The organism is Mycobacteroides chelonae CCUG 47445, from assembly GCF_001632805.1.
Lineage (GTDB): Bacteria > Actinomycetota > Actinomycetes > Mycobacteriales > Mycobacteriaceae > Mycobacterium > Mycobacterium chelonae.
On record NZ_CP007220.1, the window covers coordinates 250,543 to 267,307 of the forward strand.

Here is a 16,765-nt window from a genome sequence, read left to right on the forward strand (position 1 = left end):
GGCGGTTATTGCAAGCGCCCACGGTCGGCTTTTCGCGGAAAACGCCCGGCGGATACCGCGAAAAGCCGCCGCTTGGCGCAGGTCAGGCGCGGATAGTTCCTTGGCCCGCGATCAACGGCAAATCCAGTGGCGTCAGGAAGCCCGGTTTAGCGTCGATGACCGCTGGTATGGCGTTGATGGCCCGCATCCCGGTGGCAAGGCAGCCACCGATCGCGCCGTCACCGGTGCGTTCGTCACGGAACACCGTCTCCTGGGTGATGTTCGGACTGCCCTTGATCTCGATGCGGTAGGCGTCGTTGTCGACCGACTGGGCTCGCGGCCAATGCGGTGCGGTGTCATTGGTGATCCGGTTGACATGCTCGATGACGATCTTTGGCTTACCGCCCACCCAGCCACGGATCTCGAACCGCACCGCGGCACAGTGGCCCGCTTCGATGGTGCCGGTGTTGGGTTCCGCGCCGTAGGCGATCTCGGTTGGCGTCGCCCACTTTTCGTAGACGGTATCGATCTTGTCGAGTTTGACTCCAACGGCGTCGGCGATCATCGGAATGGTGTGGCCCCACGCGAGGATCAGCACCTCGGGGATTTCCAGTACTGCCGGTTGATCCATGGGCGCGCCCAGTCCCATCGGCATGCTGAAATCACCGTTGTAGTACTGGTAGTCGAGGAGTTCCTGTACCAGAACAGAATCCACCCGTCCGCCCACACCGAGCAGGGTCATGGGGAACAGATCGTTGGCGAAGCCGGGGTCGATGCCGGTGGTGAAACAGGAGGTCTGGCCGTCCTCGCAGGCCTGTTTGATATCGGCGAGCATCTCGGGTGGGCACACCTGCGGGTACACCCACGGTGTCATCGCGGTGGAGACGATGTTGTGCCCACTGCGCAGTGCCCGTGACATGTTGTCGATGTTCTCCAGCGCGTACTGTGCCGTCGGCCCGAAGTACGCGACCGTGCCCTTGGTGCCCAACGCGGCATCGATGTCGGTGGTGGCGGCCAGTCCGGTTGGATGGCTACCAACCAGTGTTCCGACGTCCACACCGTCCTTGGCCGGATCGTGCACCAGCACGGCAGCCAGCTCGAATACCGGATGGTCCAATAGCTCGCGGATCACCAGTTTGCCGACAACTCCTGTGCCCCAAACGATGACGGGATACTTATCACTCATGCGAAAAACTCTCCTGCGTTGACGAACAAGGTCTGCCCGGTCACCATGCGGGCCCGGTCGGATGCGAAGAACACCACCGCATCGGCGACGTCTTCATCGGCGGGCATCTCGCCCAACGGGAATTTGGCCGTCAGTTCGGCGAGTACTTCCTCTTGCGTGATGCCGCGCTGTTGGGCGACCAGACCGATGTACAGCTGAATCGGCGGGCCATACATCCACGTCGGCACCACCATGTTGAGACGAATCTTGTGTGGCCCCAGCTCCTTCGCGAGCTGATACATGGCGTTCTGCAACGCCCCCTTGGATGTCGCATATGCGGACTGGGGTAGCTGAGGATGGAACGCCGACTGCGATCCGATGAAGACCACCGATCCACCGTTCTTCTTCAGCTGCGGCACGGCCACCTGAACGAGTTGAAGCGTGCCCACCACATTCGTGCTGAGCATCGCCTGCCACTGGGACAGATCCGCGCCCTCGATACCGCCGAACACGTCCTCTTTTGCGGCGACATTGACCAGTGCGTCCACCGTGCCGAACCGCTCGACGGCGGTGTCGATAAGGCCCTGGCACGCCGAGGCATCGGTGATGTCGGTGACCGCCCAGGCAGCGGTGCCGCCCGAATCGTCGAGTTCGGCGGAGAGCTTTTCGAGGTTTTCCCGGGTCCGCGCGCCGAGCACCACCTTCGCGCCGTCCTGGTGCGCCTTGAGCGCGACCTCCCGGCCCAATCCGGTGCCTACACCGGATATCACCACCGTTTTTCCGGAAAGAAGTCCTGTCATCGGCTGCCTTTCTCTCTGTGACCCACGCCACCATCCTTCTTAATACGTAACATGGTGTACCGTTATTTGCAATGACTACTGACGAGTTACCCGTAGGCAGGGGGCGCCGCCGCAGTTCCGATATCGACACCAAGGCGCTTGCTGCCGCGCGTGAGCTCCTGGTGGAGCAGGGGTGGGATGCCACCACCATGGTTGCGATCGCCGAGCGGGCCGGCGTGGGAAAGCCCGCGCTGTACCGGCGGTGGCCCTCCCGTGCGCACCTGGTCTTCGAGGCGGTGTTCGGTTGGACCGCACCCACCCGGGAGATGAGCGCCGCGGCAGGAGTGGGCGACTGGGTACGCCAATCCTGCTCGTACACAGCGGAACTCTTTGAACGACCAGATGTCATCGCGGCCGCCCCCGCCCTTCTTGGCCAGATGCGTACCGACCCCGAGCTAGGGCAGGCGCTGTGGGCAAGCTTCGGCGAGACGGGTGCCGAATTGCTGTCGCAGGTGATGCGCGCACAGCGTCCGGACGTTGGTCAGCAGGAGGCCCACGATCGGGCCAACGCCACCATGTTGATGATCATCGGAGCGAATGTCCTCGCGCGCCAGCTGCTACCCGACGACCAGGCGGAGGCGGTTATCAAATATTTGCCAGAGCTCCTGGCGGGCTCGGGCGAAGGTACCGCGGCGACGGCGTCCCCAGGTTAGCCACCGGAATCTTCCTGACGCTAAAGCCGGGCATGACGGCGGTTGCCCGGTTACTGTCGGAGGATGCGCAGGGCCGCACGACTCTTCGCTGCCGTCATGGCAGCGGTTGTCTTCAGTGGCTGTGGCAGCGCCAATCCCCTGGGCGGAGGCCCGCTTTCGGGTGACCTCAATACCCTGATCGTCGGCTCGGCCGACTTCCCCGAATCTAAGACCGTGGCCGAGCTGTATACACAGATATTGCAGACCAATGGTTTTGACATCACCAGGCAGCTGGGCATCGGTAGCCGCGAGACCTACATCCCGGCGGTTAAAGACCATTCGATCGACCTGATCGCCGATTACACCGGAAATCTGCTGCGCTACTTCGATCCTGAGGCCACCGCCACCAGGCCCGATGATGTCGAGCTGGCGCTGCTGCGCAAGCTCGATGGCGATCTGGACATTCTGTCCCCATCACCGGCCTCGGACGCCGACACGCTGTGCGTCACCAGAGCCACCGCCGACCGATGGAATCTGCACTCCATCGCCGACCTCGCCGCGCACTCGGAGGAGGTAACAGTCGGTGCACCTTCGGAGTTCCTGCACCGCAGTGTCGGGTTGGCCGGCCTCAAGGCCAATTACGGCCTGGATGTTCCGGAATCGCGATTCGTGGCGATCAGCGATGGTGGCGGACCGGCGACGGTGCGGGCGCTGTTGGACGGAACGATCACCGCGGCCAACATATTCAGCACCTCGCCGGCCATCGCCGAGCATGACCTGGTGGTGCTCGAGGACCCCAAGTTCACCTTCCCGGCGGGCAATCTGGTGCCGTTGGTCAACGCGCAGAAGAAATCCGAGAGACTAAAGAAGGTGCTCGACGCGCTCTCCGCGCGTTTGACGACGGAGGATCTCACCAGGCTCAATGCCGAAGTCTCTGGTAACAACGGTGTCGACCCCAAGGAAGCTGCGCAGAAGTGGTTGACGGACAAAGGTTTCGACAAACCGATAGGGAACTGATCGCGTGATCACCTTTGAGAGCGTCACCAAGAAGTACCCCGATGGGACCACCGCTGTCGATGATCTCACCATGCATGTTGACGAGGGTTCGTTCACGGTGTTCGTGGGGCCGTCGGGCTGCGGCAAGACCACCTCGATGCGGATGATCAACCGGATGACCGACCCGACGTCCGGGGTACTGACTGTCGACGGGGCAGATGTCCGCACCGTGGATCCGGTCAAACTGCGGTTGGGCATCGGCTATGTCATTCAGAACGCGGGCCTGATGCCGCACCAGCGCGTCGTCGACAATGTGGCGACGGTGCCGGTGTTGCGCGGCGAATCCCGGCGTGCTGCACGCAAGGCGGCTCTTGATGTTCTGGCACGGGTGGGGCTCGATCCAAAATTGGCCAGTCGTTACCCGGCACAGCTCTCGGGAGGTCAACAACAACGTGTCGGTGTGGCGCGTGCCCTCGCTGCCGATCCGCCGATCCTGTTGATGGATGAGCCATTTAGCGCCGTCGACCCGAATGTGCGTGATGACCTGCAGGCCGAGATGCAGCGCCTGCAGGCCGAACTCAACAAGACCATCGTCTTCGTGACGCACGATATCGACGAGGCCGTCAAGCTCGGGGACAAGGTGGCGGTTTTCGGGCCGGGCGGCGTGCTGCAGCAGTATGACGAGCCAGAAAGGGTGTTATCCAACCCGGCAAGCGATTTCGTCGCCGGCTTCATCGGCCGTGACCGTGGCTATCGAGGCCTGCAGTTTCGTGAGGCGGGCGATCTGCCGTTGTACGAGATCAGGCAGATCTTTGAATCGGAGGTCCATGACCTCATTCTCGCTCCGCGCAGCTGGGTGCTTGTCTGCAATCCCGACGGCACGCCGTTCGGCTGGATGGACGACGCTGGGGCAGAGGTCTATCGGTCCGGAAAATCTTTGTACGACAGCGTGATCGCTGGAGGATCGTTGTTCGGACCGGACGGGACGTTGCGGCAGGCACTGGATGCTGCCCTGTCCTCGCCGTCGGGATTTGGTGTGGCCACCGATGAAGACGGCCGCGTTCGCGGCGGCGTCCGCGGGGATGACGTGCTCATCGCGCTGGATAGGCAACGCCGTACCGGGCAGCGGTGAGATGCGTTATCTCTTTACTCATCTCGGCGATGCCTGGCAGCTGTCACTGATTCATATGCGGCTGTCATTGGTCCCCATTCTCATCGGATTGGCCATCGCGATTCCGTGCGGCGCACTGATTCACCGGCACCGGGCGGTGCGGCGGGTTACCACGGTGATCGCCAGCATTGTGTTCACCATTCCCTCACTGGCGCTGTTCGTGGCGTTGCCGCTCATCATTCCCACCCGGATCCTCGACGAGGCCAACGTGATGGTGGCGCTGACCCTGTACACCACGGCGCTGCTCATTCGGGCCGTGCCCGAAGCGCTCGACGCTATTGCTCCCCAGGTACGTGACGCGGCCACCGCGGTGGGGTACCGCCCGCTGGCACGCCTCGTCCGCGTCGAACTCCCGCTGTCGATTCCGGTTCTTGTTGCAGGCCTGAGAGTTGTTGCTGTCACCAATATTTCGATGGTCTCGGTAGGGTCGGTAATCGGCATCGGCGGCCTGGGCACCTGGTTCACCGAGGGCTACCAGGCCAACAAGAGCAGCCAGATCATCGCCGGAATCGTTGCGATCTTCCTGCTGGCGGTCATCGTGGATTCACTCCTGGTTGTTCTCGGCCGCGCTGCCACGCCGTGGACCAGAGCGGCGAAAGTCGTGGGTGCACGATGAACTTTCTCTCCGATGCGCTCGGCTACATATTCACCGCATCCCATTGGACGGGCCACAGTGGGCTGGGCGTGCGGATCGGTGAGCACCTGCAGTACACCGTGATCGCGGTGCTGGCCGCGGTCATCATCGCGGTGCCGATAGGTCTGATCATCGGGCACACGGGCCGCGGCACCTTTCTGGTGGTCAGCGCGGTGAATGCGCTGCGCGCGCTGCCGACACTGGGCGTGCTGCTGCTGGGTGTGTTGCTGTGGGGCCTGGGTTTGGTGCCGCCCACCGTCGCGCTGCTCCTGCTCGGGGTGCCGCCGCTGCTGGCAGGAACCTATTCCGGCATCGCGAACGTGGACCGCACGGTGGTGCAGGCCGCGCGGGCCATGGGGATGACGGAACGTCAGGTGCTCTTCGGTGTCGAGCTACCCAATGCGCTACCGCTCATTCTGTCGGGCTTGCGGACGGCGACCCTGCAGATCGTCGCGACGGCAACCGTCGCGGCCTATGCCAGCCTCGGCGGGCTGGGCCGGTACCTCATCGACGGCATCAAGGTGCGGCAGTTCCACTTGGCATTGGTCGGCGCCCTTTTGGTGACCGCGCTGGCGCTGCTGCTGGATGCGTTCCTTGCCTTGGCGGTGTGGCTGTCCGCTCCCGGTACGGGGCGGCTGCGCTGGGCGCCGCGCGATCTCGGTGGTGACTCAGGGGCGGGGGACAGCGGCGTAGAGGGGCGGGTCGAACCACGTCGGCAGGCCGCGACACAACCGTGACGGCCCGCTGAAGGCCACCTCACCGGAGCGCAACGCATCCGACCACGCGGAGTCTCCGCGCCACACTCGAGTCAGGCTGCGGAGCTGAGCCGTCACGCCGATGTTCGCGTCGAAGCCCGGGTCGGCATCGCAAAGGTCGGCAGCCTCGGGCGTGATGATGAGCCACCAGTGCCGCTTGTCGGCGGTGACGTCGCCGAAGCGGAAGTGCAGCACGGTGCGGCCCTCGGGGACCGCGCTGCCGATGACGTGACGGCGCATATCCCAGAGCAGCAGCTTGGGGTCCAGATCCTCGTCCCCGATCTCACCGATCCACCGGATCCCCCACTGGCTCAACATCTCGACGATGGGGCGCAGCTCACGGCCAGCGTCCGTGGGTACGTAGCGGTTGTCGTGACGTTCGGCGATCCCGGCGCGCACCAGCCGGTCCAGCCTCTTGGACAGCAGGGTCGGGGACATGCGGGGCACTCCGCGCCGAATATCGTTGAAATGCTCACTGCCGAGGAGTAATTCACGCACGATCAGCAGAGTCCAGCGCTCGTCGAGCAGCTCCATAGCCTTGGCGACGGGGCAGAATTGGTAATACGACGCACCCATGGATGAACGGTAGGCCGCCGACGTCACGGTGAACAGCCCCAGTACAGATCTTGTACTAGCCCAGGTGCGGCGATCTGCCTAGCGTCTATATGTATGAACACAGAAACAGCCCAAAGAGTTTCGCTGTGGGCCTTGGGTAACTACGCGGCGGTGGCCTCTGAGGTGATCGCACCGCTGGGCCCGGTCCTCGTCGAGGAGTCCGGCGTCGTCCCCGGCGTTCGGGTGTTGGATGTCGCGGCCGGATCCGGGAATGCGGCAGTTCCCGCCGCTGGTGCGGGTGCGAAGGTGGTGGCCTCCGACCTGACGCCCGAGCTGCTGGAGGTGGGGCGGGCCGTGGCGGCCAGCGCGGGTGCCGAAATCGATTGGCAGGTCGCGGACGCGCAGGCGCTCCCGTTTGGCGACGATGAGTTCGACGTCGTGATGTCCTGCGTCGGGGTGATGTTCGCTCCGCGGCATCAGGACAGCGCCGATGAACTGATCCGCGTCTGCCGGCCGGGCGGAACCATCGGTCTGATCAACTGGACACCGCAGGGGTTCGTCGGCCAGATGTTCGCGACCATGAAACCGTTCGCCGCTCCTGCGGCGCCCGGTGCGCAACCGCCGCCCTTGTGGGGAGACCCGGCTCATGTGCGCGCACTGCTGGCGGACAGAGTCACCGAGGTCACCGTGGAGCCACGGACGTTGGTGGTGGACCGATTCGCCACCGCCGAGGAGTTCCGCGACTTCTTCAAGGCCTGTTACGGGCCGACGATCACCGTCTACGCCGGTATCGCCGGTGACGCGGATAAGACCGCCGAGCTTGACGATGCGCTTGTCGAACTGGCGCGACGGCACGATCGTGGCGACGGTCGACTGTCGATGGACTGGGAGTACCTGCTGTACGTCGCGCACACGAGGAAGTGATTCGGAGGCGCCAAGGGCTCACGAGGGATCAATTTGCGCGGTCGCCTACGGTAGACGGGTGAGTAACCCCAGCCCGATGGACCCGGCGACTGGGCCCGCCGTGCTGACCTGGCGTGCCCACGACGCGTCGCGCATGGAATCCACCCGGGTTCAACTATCGGGTCGGCGCATCCGCGCACACGGTCGTTTTGTGGCCGGTGCATCCGAGGCGCACCCCGCGTTCAGTGCCTCGTACGACCTGGTGACCGACGAGACGGGATCCACCAATCGGTTGTCCCTGTCGACCACCGTGGCCGAGCGGGAGCGGCAGCTGTCGATCGCCCGGGACGAAGAGGGCATGTGGACCGTGCAGAACCACGAGGGCGCGACACGCTCGGCCTTTGACGGCGCATTGGACGTCGACGTGGTGTTCAGCCCCTTCTTCAACGCGCTTCCGATCCGTCGCACGGGCCTTTACCAGCAAGAAGGCAGCACTGTGCTGCCGGTTGTCTACGTGACCCTGCCGGATTTGGTCGTCAGCCCCGCCACCATCAGCTACCGCAACGACGGTAAGGGCATCAAGGTGGTCTCGCCGGTCGCAGACACCACTGTCACCGTCGATGACGAGGGATTCCTGCTGGAGTACCCGGGGCTTGCTGTCCGGATTTAAGGGACGAGCCGCAGCACTCCACCCTGCCGTCCGGCCTCGGCGAGCCGCTCACGCCAGTCGGCGTCCGCTCGGCTGACGCCGCTGATGTCGAACCGCGTGTGCGCCTCGTAGCGTTGCCGCGCGGCGTAGCCCGCCTCCACCAGCAGCTCGACCGAATTCTCCGCGTTTAGGGTGTTCCACGTCGCCGCCAGCAGCGCCATGGCCTCCTCCAGGGCCGGCAGCACGCCGTGCGGATTCGATTCACACATGGCGCGTACCAGTGACGGGTCGGTGGCGGCGACCCGCGTGCCGTCCCGGAAGGATCCGGCGGCCAGTGAGTAGGCCAGCGGCACCCCGTCGGCGGTGACGGCCAGGGCTTCGGCGAGCAGGTGTGGCAGGTGTGAGATGGCCGCGGCGGCCGCATCGTGCTCATCCGAGCGGGCCGGAACCACCACCGACCCGCAGTCCAGGGCCAGCCGAGTCACCTGTGCGAACACCTGCGGATCGACGTCGTCGTCAACGCTGACGACCCATGTCGCGTCGCGGAAAAGTTTGGCGTCTCCGGCGCCCCAGCCCGACTCTGTTGTGCCTGCCATGGGATGGCCACCGACGAATCGCTGTGCCAAACCGTGCTCGGATACCTGTTGCAGTACAGCCGATTTCACGCTGGTGACATCAGTGAGCGGACATTCCGGGGCCAGCTCTGCGATGCGGCTCAGCAGCGCAGACAGGGCCGGAACCGGCACCGCGAGCACGATGAGTGCCTGGGCGTTGCGCGCGCGCCGCAGCGCCAGGCCCAGGTCGGTGGTGGCATCGAAACCGGCCGCCCGCGCGGCCTCGGTGCCCTCGGCGGAGCGGTTGTACCCCCATACGTGGCGCCCCGCGGCGGTGGCCGCGCGGACCAGGGATCCGCCGATGAGCCCGAGGCCAAGTACGCAGATCGGGGGGTGTTGGTGGTCGTGTTCGGCGGCGTTCACCACACCAGGTTGGCATACGTGACCAAGTTGTTTGTGGTCACAACACAGGTTGGGGCATTACCGTATTGCCCATGGACGCACAACGTGCCAAGGCCGCAGGGCCCAGCGCCGAAAGCCTGGAGGGCTTCGGCGTGGCCGTCGTTCGTGAAGAGGGCCGCTGGCGGGTGACATCGTTGAAGGCTGGGGCGCTTACCGATTTGGCGGCGGCGGAAACCGAGTTACGTGAATTGCGCAGCGCTGGTGCAGTGTTCGGCCTGCTGGATGTTGACGAGGAATTCTTCATCATCATCCGCCCGGCGCCTTCGGGAACGCACCTGCTGATTTCGGACGCCACGGCGGCGGTTGACTATGACATTGCCGTCGAGGTGCTCGACAGGCTGAATATTCCTGTCCCGGAGCTCGATTCCGATGAGCTGGACGAAGTCGATCCGTGGGAGGAAGGCGATTTGGGCCTGCTCTCCGATATCGGGCTGCCCGAGCCGGTGCTCAGTGTGATTCTCAGCGAGACCGATCTTTACCCCGATGAGCAGCTCGGCATGATCGCCGCACGTATGGGCTTTGCCGATGAGTTCGGTGCGGTGCTCGACAAGCTGGATCGGTGACGTTTCCCGATGACGAGGCGCTGATTCGCGCCGCATTGGTGGCCGCCGGACAGGCCGGTGCTGATGATGTGCCGATCGGTGCGGTGATCTACGCCGCGGACGGTACCGAATTGGCGCGCGCCGCCAATGCTCGTGAACGCCTGGGTGATCCGACGGCGCATGCGGAGGTTCTCGCCCTGCGTGAGGCCGCCGCGAAACATGGCGACGGCTGGCGGCTGGAGGGCTCGACGCTGGCGGTGACCGTTGAACCGTGCACCATGTGCGCGGGGGCCTTGGTGCTGGCGCGCGTCGGCCGGGTGGTGTTCGGGGCGTGGGAGCCCAAAACCGGGGCCGTGGGATCGCTGTGGGATGTGGTGCGTGACCGGCGCCAGGCCCATCGTCCCGAGGTGCGCGGCGGCGTGCTTGCCGAGGAATGCGCGGCCCTGCTCGAGAACTTCTTCGCGGCTAAAAGGTAAGTGGCCCGCCCGGCGCTGTGAGTGGTCGGGGTCGCGCGCCGGACGGGCCGATTCGGGAGGCTTACCGGTGCCAGTCGTTGCCGGGTCCGCGGTCCGGGCCGCGATCGGGTCCACGGTCAGGTCCGCGGTTGTCACCTGGGCCGGGGCCGTTGTTGCGCCAGCGACCGTCGTCGCCGCGCCAGTCGCCGGGACGGTCGCGGTCCAGGATGCCGTCGGCGTGGCACTCGCCCCAGTTCATGTTGAAGCCCCAGATCGGGTTCCAGAACTCGCCGGGGCACCAGTGGTAGGTGGGCGCCGGAAGCTCTGGAGCCGGAGCGGCATTGGCGGTGGCGGCGAGGCCGAGCCCGCCGGCGGCTATGGCAGCGGAAGCGGCAATTCCAACGAGAATTTTCATAAAGAAAGCAAAGCATGCAAGGCTGGCAATATCTGGCCACACTGCGTACAGTGCGCTGTAAAACTGCTGTCAATCAATATATTTGGTTGCCAGACAGTCGTGTGCGTTCCTGGCCCAGTCATTTCATGGCAAACAACACCGACCGCCAGAATTGATCCGGCGGGCGGGGTTGTTTATCAGCGAAAAGGGGGGTTACGGCCTCCAGTCGCGGTCGTGGCCACGTCCCCAGTCGCCGCGGTCGTGGTCATGCCAATCGCCACGGTCTCCGTGCCAATCACGGTCGTGCCAGTCGCCGTCGCGGTCGCGGTGCCAGTCGTCGTGGCATTCGCCGAATTCCCAGTTGAATCCCCAGATGGGATTCCAGAACTCGCCCGGGCACCAGTGGTAGTTGGGGGCGGGGACTGCCGGTGCTGCATTGGCTGTTGCCGCCAAGCCGAGCGCGCTCGCGGCAATGGCGGCGGATGCCGCGATTCCTACAAGAATCTTCATTGGTCAGGGCCTTCCACACTTGATGGTGTTGATCTCAGATGTGCCGATCCCCGATGTGGTGTCGACCGCCCGACGGCGCCCGCCCGCCCCGACGAGGCGGATGCCGCGAGATGCCAACAAGGAACCTGCACATGCTTGATGGAAAACCACTTTCCTTGGAGCCGCGCCGCCGAATTCGTACAGCACGCTGGGAGTTTCCTGCCAGCCATGCGACTTCACGCATATGGACAGCACATTGCTAACACTGTCGGGTGATGGCGCGATAAAGCACGCTCACCCGTGGCGATGGGCTTTCCATCGTCAGTAGTCGAGTCAACCGATTGGGGGATCGGGCCCGGGGGCCTGTAGTCTCTTCGGCGGTGGCGTGTCCGAGCGGCCTAAGGAGCACGCCTCGAAAGCGTGTGACGGGTAACCCCCGTCCGAGGGTTCAAATCCCTCCGCCACCGCCATATTCTTCGCCGGGTATCCGGTAGCGATCCGCAAGCCACTCTTCGAGCAGGTGCGCGGATCGCGCCGTACTGTCGGCCACGATGCGCATCAGCACCTTCTCGGAGTGATCGTTGATATCGACCCCCTTGAGGTATGTCGTGAGGGTGGTCCCGTGCTCGGCGGCGGTGAGACGGTGACTGATGGTCCAGCGGGCCGGATCGCCCTCGCGCACCGTGCCGACGAAGTCCACCGACAGCAGTTCGCCGGGATCCGCGGCGACGACCGTGCAGTCCCCGGTGCCGAGCAGCCGCGTGCCCAGGATGGCTGGGTGGGTGATGCGGTACCGGCAACCGACTTCGGGCCGGAACCCGGTGGTCTGAAGGGACCACAGATCGGGATCGACCATCACACGCCACACCTGAAGCGGCACGTAGGCGAAAGACCGCTCCAACAAGATCATTTTGGCGCCCTCACCCGCGCAGCTTAGACGGCGGCGATGGTGGGCAACCGCGTTCAGTCTCGGCGCAACGTAAAGAAGTACGGCTGGTCCATGTCCCGCAGGTCCATGATGCCCAGCAGTGTGTCGTCATCCACCTTGCGGAAATGATCGATGATCGCCTTGTGGTCGTAGACCATGGCCGCGCTGACGGCGCCACGGAACTCGATATTGCGCAGCCGGGCGCGGTGCTTGTTGGTCCGGATCAGCGGCTTGAGCGCCGACAACGCGGTCGGCGACGTCCGCTTCACCATGGGGGATTCGGTCAGCCCGCTGATCCGGCCCGCGAGCCCCATCGGCGCCAGCATCGGATCGACCGCGAAAATATCGCCGCCACCATCGCTGAACAGCAGCGGATGCACGTGATCCACATCGTCGAACTGCTTGCCGTACCAGCCGGACACCGTCAGGATGCCGTCCATCGAATGCCCGGTGGGCACCTCACCGCCATGCCATCGCTGACCGACCAGCTCCTCTGCTCGTACCGGCTCCAGATTGTCGAAAAAGGCCAGTGCCTCCGGCGTGGTGGTGCCATGTTCCAGCGCGAGAAGATCCGACGTCGATGTCATGACCCGAGCCTACGACTCGGGGCCGCGACGCGCCCAGGCAAAATATCTCCCAAATGACTGACCCGTATTTCTCCATCGACGCCACCTTGCCCGGAACCGCGGGCCGGGCCGGGGTAATCCACACCCCGCACGGCGACATCCAAACCCCGGCGTTCATCGCCGTCGGGACCAAGGCCACCGTCAAGGCTGTCTTGCCCGAAACCATGGCTGCTCTCGGTGCTCAGGCGGTGCTCGCCAACGCCTACCACCTGTACTTGCAGCCAGGCCCCGACATCGTGGACGAGGCCGGAGGGCTGGGTGCCTTCATGAACTGGCCCGGCCCCACGTTCACCGACAGCGGCGGGTTTCAGGTGCTCTCACTCGGTTCGGGGGCACGCAAGGTCATGGCGATGGACCTCGACCGGGCCCGTTCCGACGACGTCATGGGTTCCCTCGGCGGCGGCAAGAAAAAGGACAAGCTTGCTCACGTCGACGACGACGGTGTCACCTTCACCTCACACCTGGACGGATCCACGCACCGGTTCACTCCTGAGGTGTCCATGCAGATCCAGCATCAGCTGGGCGCCGACATCATCTTCGCCTTCGACGAGCTCACCACGCTGATCAACACTCGTGAATACCAAGAGGATTCGGTGCAGCGCACCCACGAGTGGGCGCAGCGGTGCCTGGACGAGCACGAGAAGCTGACCCGCGAGCGCGCCGACAAGCCCTACCAGGCGTTGTTCGGCGTGGTGCAGGGCGCACAGTACGAGGATCTGCGGCGTCAAGCTGCGCGTGGCTTGGAATCCCTTGCCAGCGCGCAGGGGAGAGGCTTCGATGGCTACGGGATCGGTGGCGCGCTGGAGAAGCAGAACCTCGGCACCATCGTCGGCTGGGTGACATCCGAACTGCCCGAACACAAACCGCGTCACCTCCTCGGGATCAGCGAGCCTGATGACCTGTTCGCGGCCGTGGCCGCCGGTGCGGACACCTTCGACTGTGTGTCCCCGTCCCGGGTCGCGCGTAATGCCGCCGTCTACACCCGCGACGGCCGGGTGAACATCACCGGATCCAAGTACCGCCGGGACTTCACCCCGATCGACGCCGAGTGCGACTGCTACACCTGCACGCATTACACGCGGGCTTACATGCACCACCTGTTCAAGGCCAAGGAGATCCTGGCGTCCACCTTGGCCACCATCCACAACGAACGTTTCACCATCGGGCTGGTAGACCGCATTCGCGCCAGCATCGTGGACGGTCGCTTCGAGGAGCTGCGCGAAGAGACCCTGGGGCGCTACTACCGCTGAATCCCGACGGCCGGAGCGCCTGCGGTTCGGGCGCATCTCCAGATCCAGGCGCACACTGGACACATGCCTACTACGACTGACCCGGGCACCCTGCTACTTCAGGTGCTCGACCCGGCCAATCGTGCCAATCCATACCCGGTGTACCGCCAGCTGGTCGAGCAGACGCAGGCCGGCCCGGTGCACCCGCCGGGCATGGACGTGAGCGTGCTGGCGACCTTCGCCGACTGCAACGCCGTGCTGCGCCACCCGCAGGCGTCTTCGGATCGCCGTAAGTCGAAGATCGTCCAGCGGCAGCTTGCACAGAATCCCAACCTGATCGCCAGGCCCTCATTCTTGGGGCTGGACGCCCCCGATCACACCCGGCTGCGCAAGCTGGCTGCGAAAGCGTTCGCACCCAAGGTGATCAACGCGATGGCCGAAGACGTGCAGGGCCTCGTCGATCAGCTTCTGGACGACATCGCGCGGCGCGGCACCGTCAACCTCGTCACGGATTTCGCCTATCCGCTGCCTGTCGCGGTGATCTGCCGGATGCTGGGGGTACCGATCGAAGACGAGCCCGAATTCGGCAGGGCCTCAGCGCTGCTGGGTCAAGGGCTGGATCCGGTTTTCGCATTGACCGGTCAGGCGCCCGCCAACGTGAACGAACGATTCCAGGCGGCCCATTGGATGTGGGATTACTTCGCCAATCTCATCGCGGCCCGCCGGCGCAACCTCGGCGATGATCTGTTGTCGGCCCTGATCCAGGTCGAGGAGGCCGGTGACCAGCTCACCGAGGAAGAGATCATCTCCACCTGCACGCTGCTGCTCATCGCCGGACACGAGACCACCGTCAACCTGATCGCCAACGCGTCGCTCGCTATGCTGCAGACCCCGGAGCAGTGGAAACTGTTGGGGCAGAACGCTGATCGCGCGGCGGCAGTCATCGAGGAGACGCTGCGCTATGACCCGCCCGTGCATATGGTGGCCCGCGTCGCGGACGGTGATATGACTGTTGGTGGCTCCACCTTCCCCAGCGGAGAGTGGGTGCTGTTGATGCTTGCTGCCGCGCAACGTGATCCGGAGATCGGCCCGGATTTGGACGTCTTCGATCCGGATCGCGCCGAGATCAAACACCTGGCCTTCGGGCACGGCCCGCACTTCTGCCTGGGCGCTCCGCTGGCGCGGTTGGAGGCCAAGCTGGCGTTGAGCTCGATCACCGCACGGTTCCCTGATGTGCGGTTGACCGGTGAGCCCAGCTACAAGCCGAACGTCACGCTCCGCGGGCTGGCCGACCTTCCGGTACGCATCATCTAGTGGGCAACAGACCTGGCTAGACGTTCCTCGACGCGATCCTGCACCACGGACATCACCATGCAGACCACCCAGTAATAGATGCCTGCGGTCAGATAGAGCGTGAAGAACTGGAAGGTGGGGGCTGCGGCAACCTGCGCCGTGCGCATCACATCGGTCACCAGGATTGCCGATGCCAGCGAGGTGTCCTTCACCAGAGAGATCAGCGTGTTGGACAACGGGGGCACCGCGACCCGACTGGCCTGCGGAATGACGATGCGCCATAACGTGGTGCGGTAACTCATGCCCAGGCTTGAGGCAGCCTCCCATTGCCCGCGGGGGATGCTCAGGATGGACGACCGGATGATCTCGGCGGCGTAGCCGCCCACGTTGAGGCTGAAAGCGATGACCGCGGCGGGAAACGGACTGATCTTCACCCCGAATTCGGGCAGCGCGAAGAAGATCAGAAACAACTGAAGCAGCAGCGGGGTCCCCCGGATGATCGAGATGTAGATGCGGGCAAGACCGGAGAGCACCCGGCGATCGGACATGCGGGCCAGCGCCACCCCGAGGGCGATGACCAGCCCGATCGTAAAGCTGATGGCGGTCAGCGGAAGGGTGACCGTGAGCATGGCCCGCGCCATCGGCCACAGGTTGTGCAGGACCAGTTGGGTGTTGGATCTTCCTTCGCCAGGGTCACCCTGGGCTGCTTGTGATTTCGTGCCGCTGGCCGTCCCGCTTACGTTGGCCTTGAGATACTTCTCGGAGATGCGGGTCAGTGTGCCGTCGGCTGACAATTGATCCAGCGCCTTGTTCAGCTCGGGCAGTAGACCGCTGTTCTTGCGGGCCGCGAACCCCTGCTCGCTGCGTTCACCGGTGCTCCCGGCGATCTTCACCGCGGGGTCACCGGTGCTGGCCAGGTAGGCGTAGACCGCGATGCTGTCGTTGACCACGACATCGACCCGGCCCTGGCTCAACAGCGTGATGGATTGGGTGAAGCCCTCGACGGCCTCCACCCGGGCGCCGGCGTCGCGGGCGATCTGGGACCAGTTGCTCGTGGCATTCTCGGCTGCCACCTTGCCGCGGATATCGGCGAGGCTGTGAATGGTGTTGTCGTTGGCCCGGGTGACGATCACCCCTTCGCCCACCGCATACGGCGTGGACAGGTCGTACTTGGCCTTACGTTCCGGGGTGATGGTCACCTGATTGGCCACCACGTCGAACCGCTCGGCGTCCAACCCGGCGAAGATCGCGTCCCACGGTATCTCGACGAACTCCACGGGTCGGCCAAGTTTCTCGCCGACGGCGCGAGCGACATCCACGTCGTATCCGGTCAGCTCCCCGGTGCGCTCATCGTGGAAACTGAATGGCGCGTAGACGCCCTCGGTGCCGACCCGCAGCGATTCCTGTGCCTGGCCTCCGCACCCGGCTACTGCCAGCAGTGTTAGAAGTGCGAGCGCGAGGGCACGAAACACCGCGGGAGGCTAACACAGTTCCGGTGTAGGGAGGCTGCTTCGG

At 64.6% G+C, this 16,765-nt stretch carries 20 protein-coding genes and 1 tRNA gene; 12 read left to right on the forward strand and 9 right to left on the reverse strand.

The features are described from left to right. Positions 1-82: 82 nt before the first annotated feature. Together BB28_RS01220 and BB28_RS01225 are read right to left on the reverse strand one after the other, a co-directional pair. The gene (locus BB28_RS01220) at positions 83-1,165 is read right to left on the reverse strand and encodes an NAD(P)H-dependent amine dehydrogenase family protein (RefSeq protein WP_046252197.1); all 1,083 of its coding nucleotides are present in this window, start codon (positions 1,163-1,165) and stop codon (positions 83-85) included. After that, on the reverse strand, positions 1,162-1,944 hold the full coding sequence (locus BB28_RS01225; protein WP_046252198.1) for an SDR family oxidoreductase: 783 nt from the start codon (positions 1,942-1,944) through the stop codon (positions 1,162-1,164). Before BB28_RS01225 ends, BB28_RS01220 begins: the two co-directional genes overlap by 4 nt. Positions 1,945-2,015: 71 nt before the next feature. Between BB28_RS01225 and BB28_RS01230 the strand changes: the two genes are divergently transcribed. The 5 genes from BB28_RS01230 (at position 2,016) to BB28_RS01250 (ending at position 6,153) form a co-directional block, all read left to right on the forward strand. Beyond that, the gene (locus BB28_RS01230) at positions 2,016-2,636 is read left to right on the forward strand and encodes a TetR/AcrR family transcriptional regulator (RefSeq protein WP_046252199.1); all 621 of its coding nucleotides are present in this window, start codon (positions 2,016-2,018) and stop codon (positions 2,634-2,636) included. A gap of 63 nt (positions 2,637-2,699) precedes the next feature. Then, positions 2,700-3,632, forward strand: a complete 933-nt coding sequence (locus BB28_RS01235) for an ABC transporter substrate-binding protein (protein WP_046252200.1) — start codon at positions 2,700-2,702, stop codon at positions 3,630-3,632. A gap of 4 nt (positions 3,633-3,636) precedes the next feature. Next, a complete protein-coding gene (locus BB28_RS01240) occupies positions 3,637-4,743 on the forward strand; it encodes an ABC transporter ATP-binding protein (RefSeq protein ID WP_046252201.1) in 1,107 nt (368 codons plus the stop codon). A 1-nt stretch (position 4,744) separates the two neighbouring features. Further along, positions 4,745-5,398: an ABC transporter permease gene (locus BB28_RS01245; protein WP_046252202.1), complete on the forward strand. Its 654-nt coding sequence runs from the start codon at positions 4,745-4,747 to the stop codon at positions 5,396-5,398. Continuing rightward, on the forward strand, positions 5,395-6,153 hold the full coding sequence (locus tag BB28_RS01250; protein ID WP_046252203.1) for an ABC transporter permease: 759 nt from the start codon (positions 5,395-5,397) through the stop codon (positions 6,151-6,153). The genes BB28_RS01245 and BB28_RS01250 overlap by 4 nt, the downstream gene beginning before the upstream one ends. Here the strand turns inward: BB28_RS01250 and BB28_RS01255 are convergent. Next, entirely contained in the window at positions 6,085-6,747 is a 663-nt protein-coding gene (locus tag BB28_RS01255; RefSeq protein WP_046252204.1) for a winged helix-turn-helix transcriptional regulator, read from the reverse strand. The genes BB28_RS01250 and BB28_RS01255 overlap by 69 nt on opposite strands. A gap of 93 nt (positions 6,748-6,840) precedes the next feature. On the opposite strand from BB28_RS01255, the gene BB28_RS01260 reads away from it, so the two are divergent. Next, positions 6,841-7,650 carry a class I SAM-dependent methyltransferase gene (locus tag BB28_RS01260; RefSeq protein WP_046252205.1) on the forward strand — a complete coding sequence of 270 codons (810 nt, stop codon included), beginning with the start codon at positions 6,841-6,843 and terminating at the stop codon, positions 7,648-7,650. Between the two features lie 100 nt (positions 7,651-7,750). After that, entirely contained in the window at positions 7,751-8,299 is a 549-nt protein-coding gene (locus tag BB28_RS01265) for a putative glycolipid-binding domain-containing protein (protein WP_030096051.1), read from the forward strand. On the opposite strand, the gene BB28_RS01270 is transcribed toward BB28_RS01265, so the two are convergent. Next, positions 8,296-9,255, reverse strand: a complete 960-nt coding sequence (locus BB28_RS01270; RefSeq protein WP_046255435.1) for a prephenate dehydrogenase — start codon at positions 9,253-9,255, stop codon at positions 8,296-8,298. The two genes, BB28_RS01265 and BB28_RS01270, sit on opposite strands and share 4 nt — an antisense overlap. 71 nt (positions 9,256-9,326) lie before the next feature. On the opposite strand from BB28_RS01270, the gene BB28_RS01275 reads away from it, so the two are divergent. Continuing rightward, positions 9,327-9,857 (forward strand): tRNA adenosine deaminase-associated protein, encoded by a 531-nt coding sequence (locus BB28_RS01275; protein WP_046252206.1) that lies wholly within the window; start codon positions 9,327-9,329, stop codon positions 9,855-9,857. Beyond that, entirely contained in the window at positions 9,854-10,312 is a 459-nt protein-coding gene (locus BB28_RS01280) for a nucleoside deaminase (RefSeq protein ID WP_046252207.1), read from the forward strand. The genes BB28_RS01275 and BB28_RS01280 overlap by 4 nt, the downstream gene beginning before the upstream one ends. Before the next feature lie 61 nt (positions 10,313-10,373). On the opposite strand, the gene BB28_RS01285 is transcribed toward BB28_RS01280, so the two are convergent. Both BB28_RS01285 and BB28_RS01290 read right to left on the reverse strand, forming a co-directional pair. Further along, a complete protein-coding gene (locus BB28_RS01285) occupies positions 10,374-10,706 on the reverse strand; it encodes an Mtp family mycobacterial-type pilin (protein WP_030096047.1) in 333 nt (110 codons plus the stop codon). 192 nt (positions 10,707-10,898) lie between these two features. Next, complete coding sequence (locus tag BB28_RS01290; RefSeq protein WP_046252208.1) at positions 10,899-11,195, reverse strand: Mtp family mycobacterial-type pilin; 297 nt, start codon at positions 11,193-11,195, stop codon at positions 10,899-10,901. A 358-nt stretch (positions 11,196-11,553) separates the two neighbouring features. Between BB28_RS01290 and BB28_RS01295 the strand changes: the two genes are divergently transcribed. Further along, positions 11,554-11,644: transfer RNA gene (locus BB28_RS01295), tRNA-Ser, on the forward strand. Here the strand turns inward: BB28_RS01295 and BB28_RS01300 are convergent. Both BB28_RS01300 and BB28_RS01305 read right to left on the reverse strand, forming a co-directional pair. Then, positions 11,623-12,075, reverse strand: coding sequence for an SRPBCC family protein (locus BB28_RS01300; protein WP_235604544.1), 453 nt, complete (start codon positions 12,073-12,075; stop codon positions 11,623-11,625). The genes BB28_RS01295 and BB28_RS01300 overlap by 22 nt on opposite strands. A gap of 62 nt (positions 12,076-12,137) precedes the next feature. After that, entirely contained in the window at positions 12,138-12,689 is a 552-nt protein-coding gene (locus tag BB28_RS01305) for a DUF4334 domain-containing protein (RefSeq protein WP_046252209.1), read from the reverse strand. A gap of 53 nt (positions 12,690-12,742) precedes the next feature. Here BB28_RS01305 and tgt point away from each other — a divergent pair, with 53 nt between their 5' ends. Continuing rightward, entirely contained in the window at positions 12,743-13,978 is a 1,236-nt protein-coding gene (gene tgt / locus BB28_RS01310; protein WP_046252210.1) for a tRNA guanosine(34) transglycosylase Tgt, read from the forward strand. Positions 13,979-14,041: 63 nt separating this feature from the next. Continuing rightward, positions 14,042-15,271, forward strand: a complete 1,230-nt coding sequence (locus tag BB28_RS01315) for a cytochrome P450 (protein WP_046252211.1) — start codon at positions 14,042-14,044, stop codon at positions 15,269-15,271. Here BB28_RS01315 and BB28_RS24325 read toward each other — a convergent pair. Beyond that, entirely contained in the window at positions 15,268-16,722 is a 1,455-nt protein-coding gene (locus BB28_RS24325) for an ABC transporter permease subunit (protein ID WP_081252185.1), read from the reverse strand. The genes BB28_RS01315 and BB28_RS24325 overlap by 4 nt on opposite strands. Positions 16,723-16,765 lie beyond the last annotated feature (43 nt).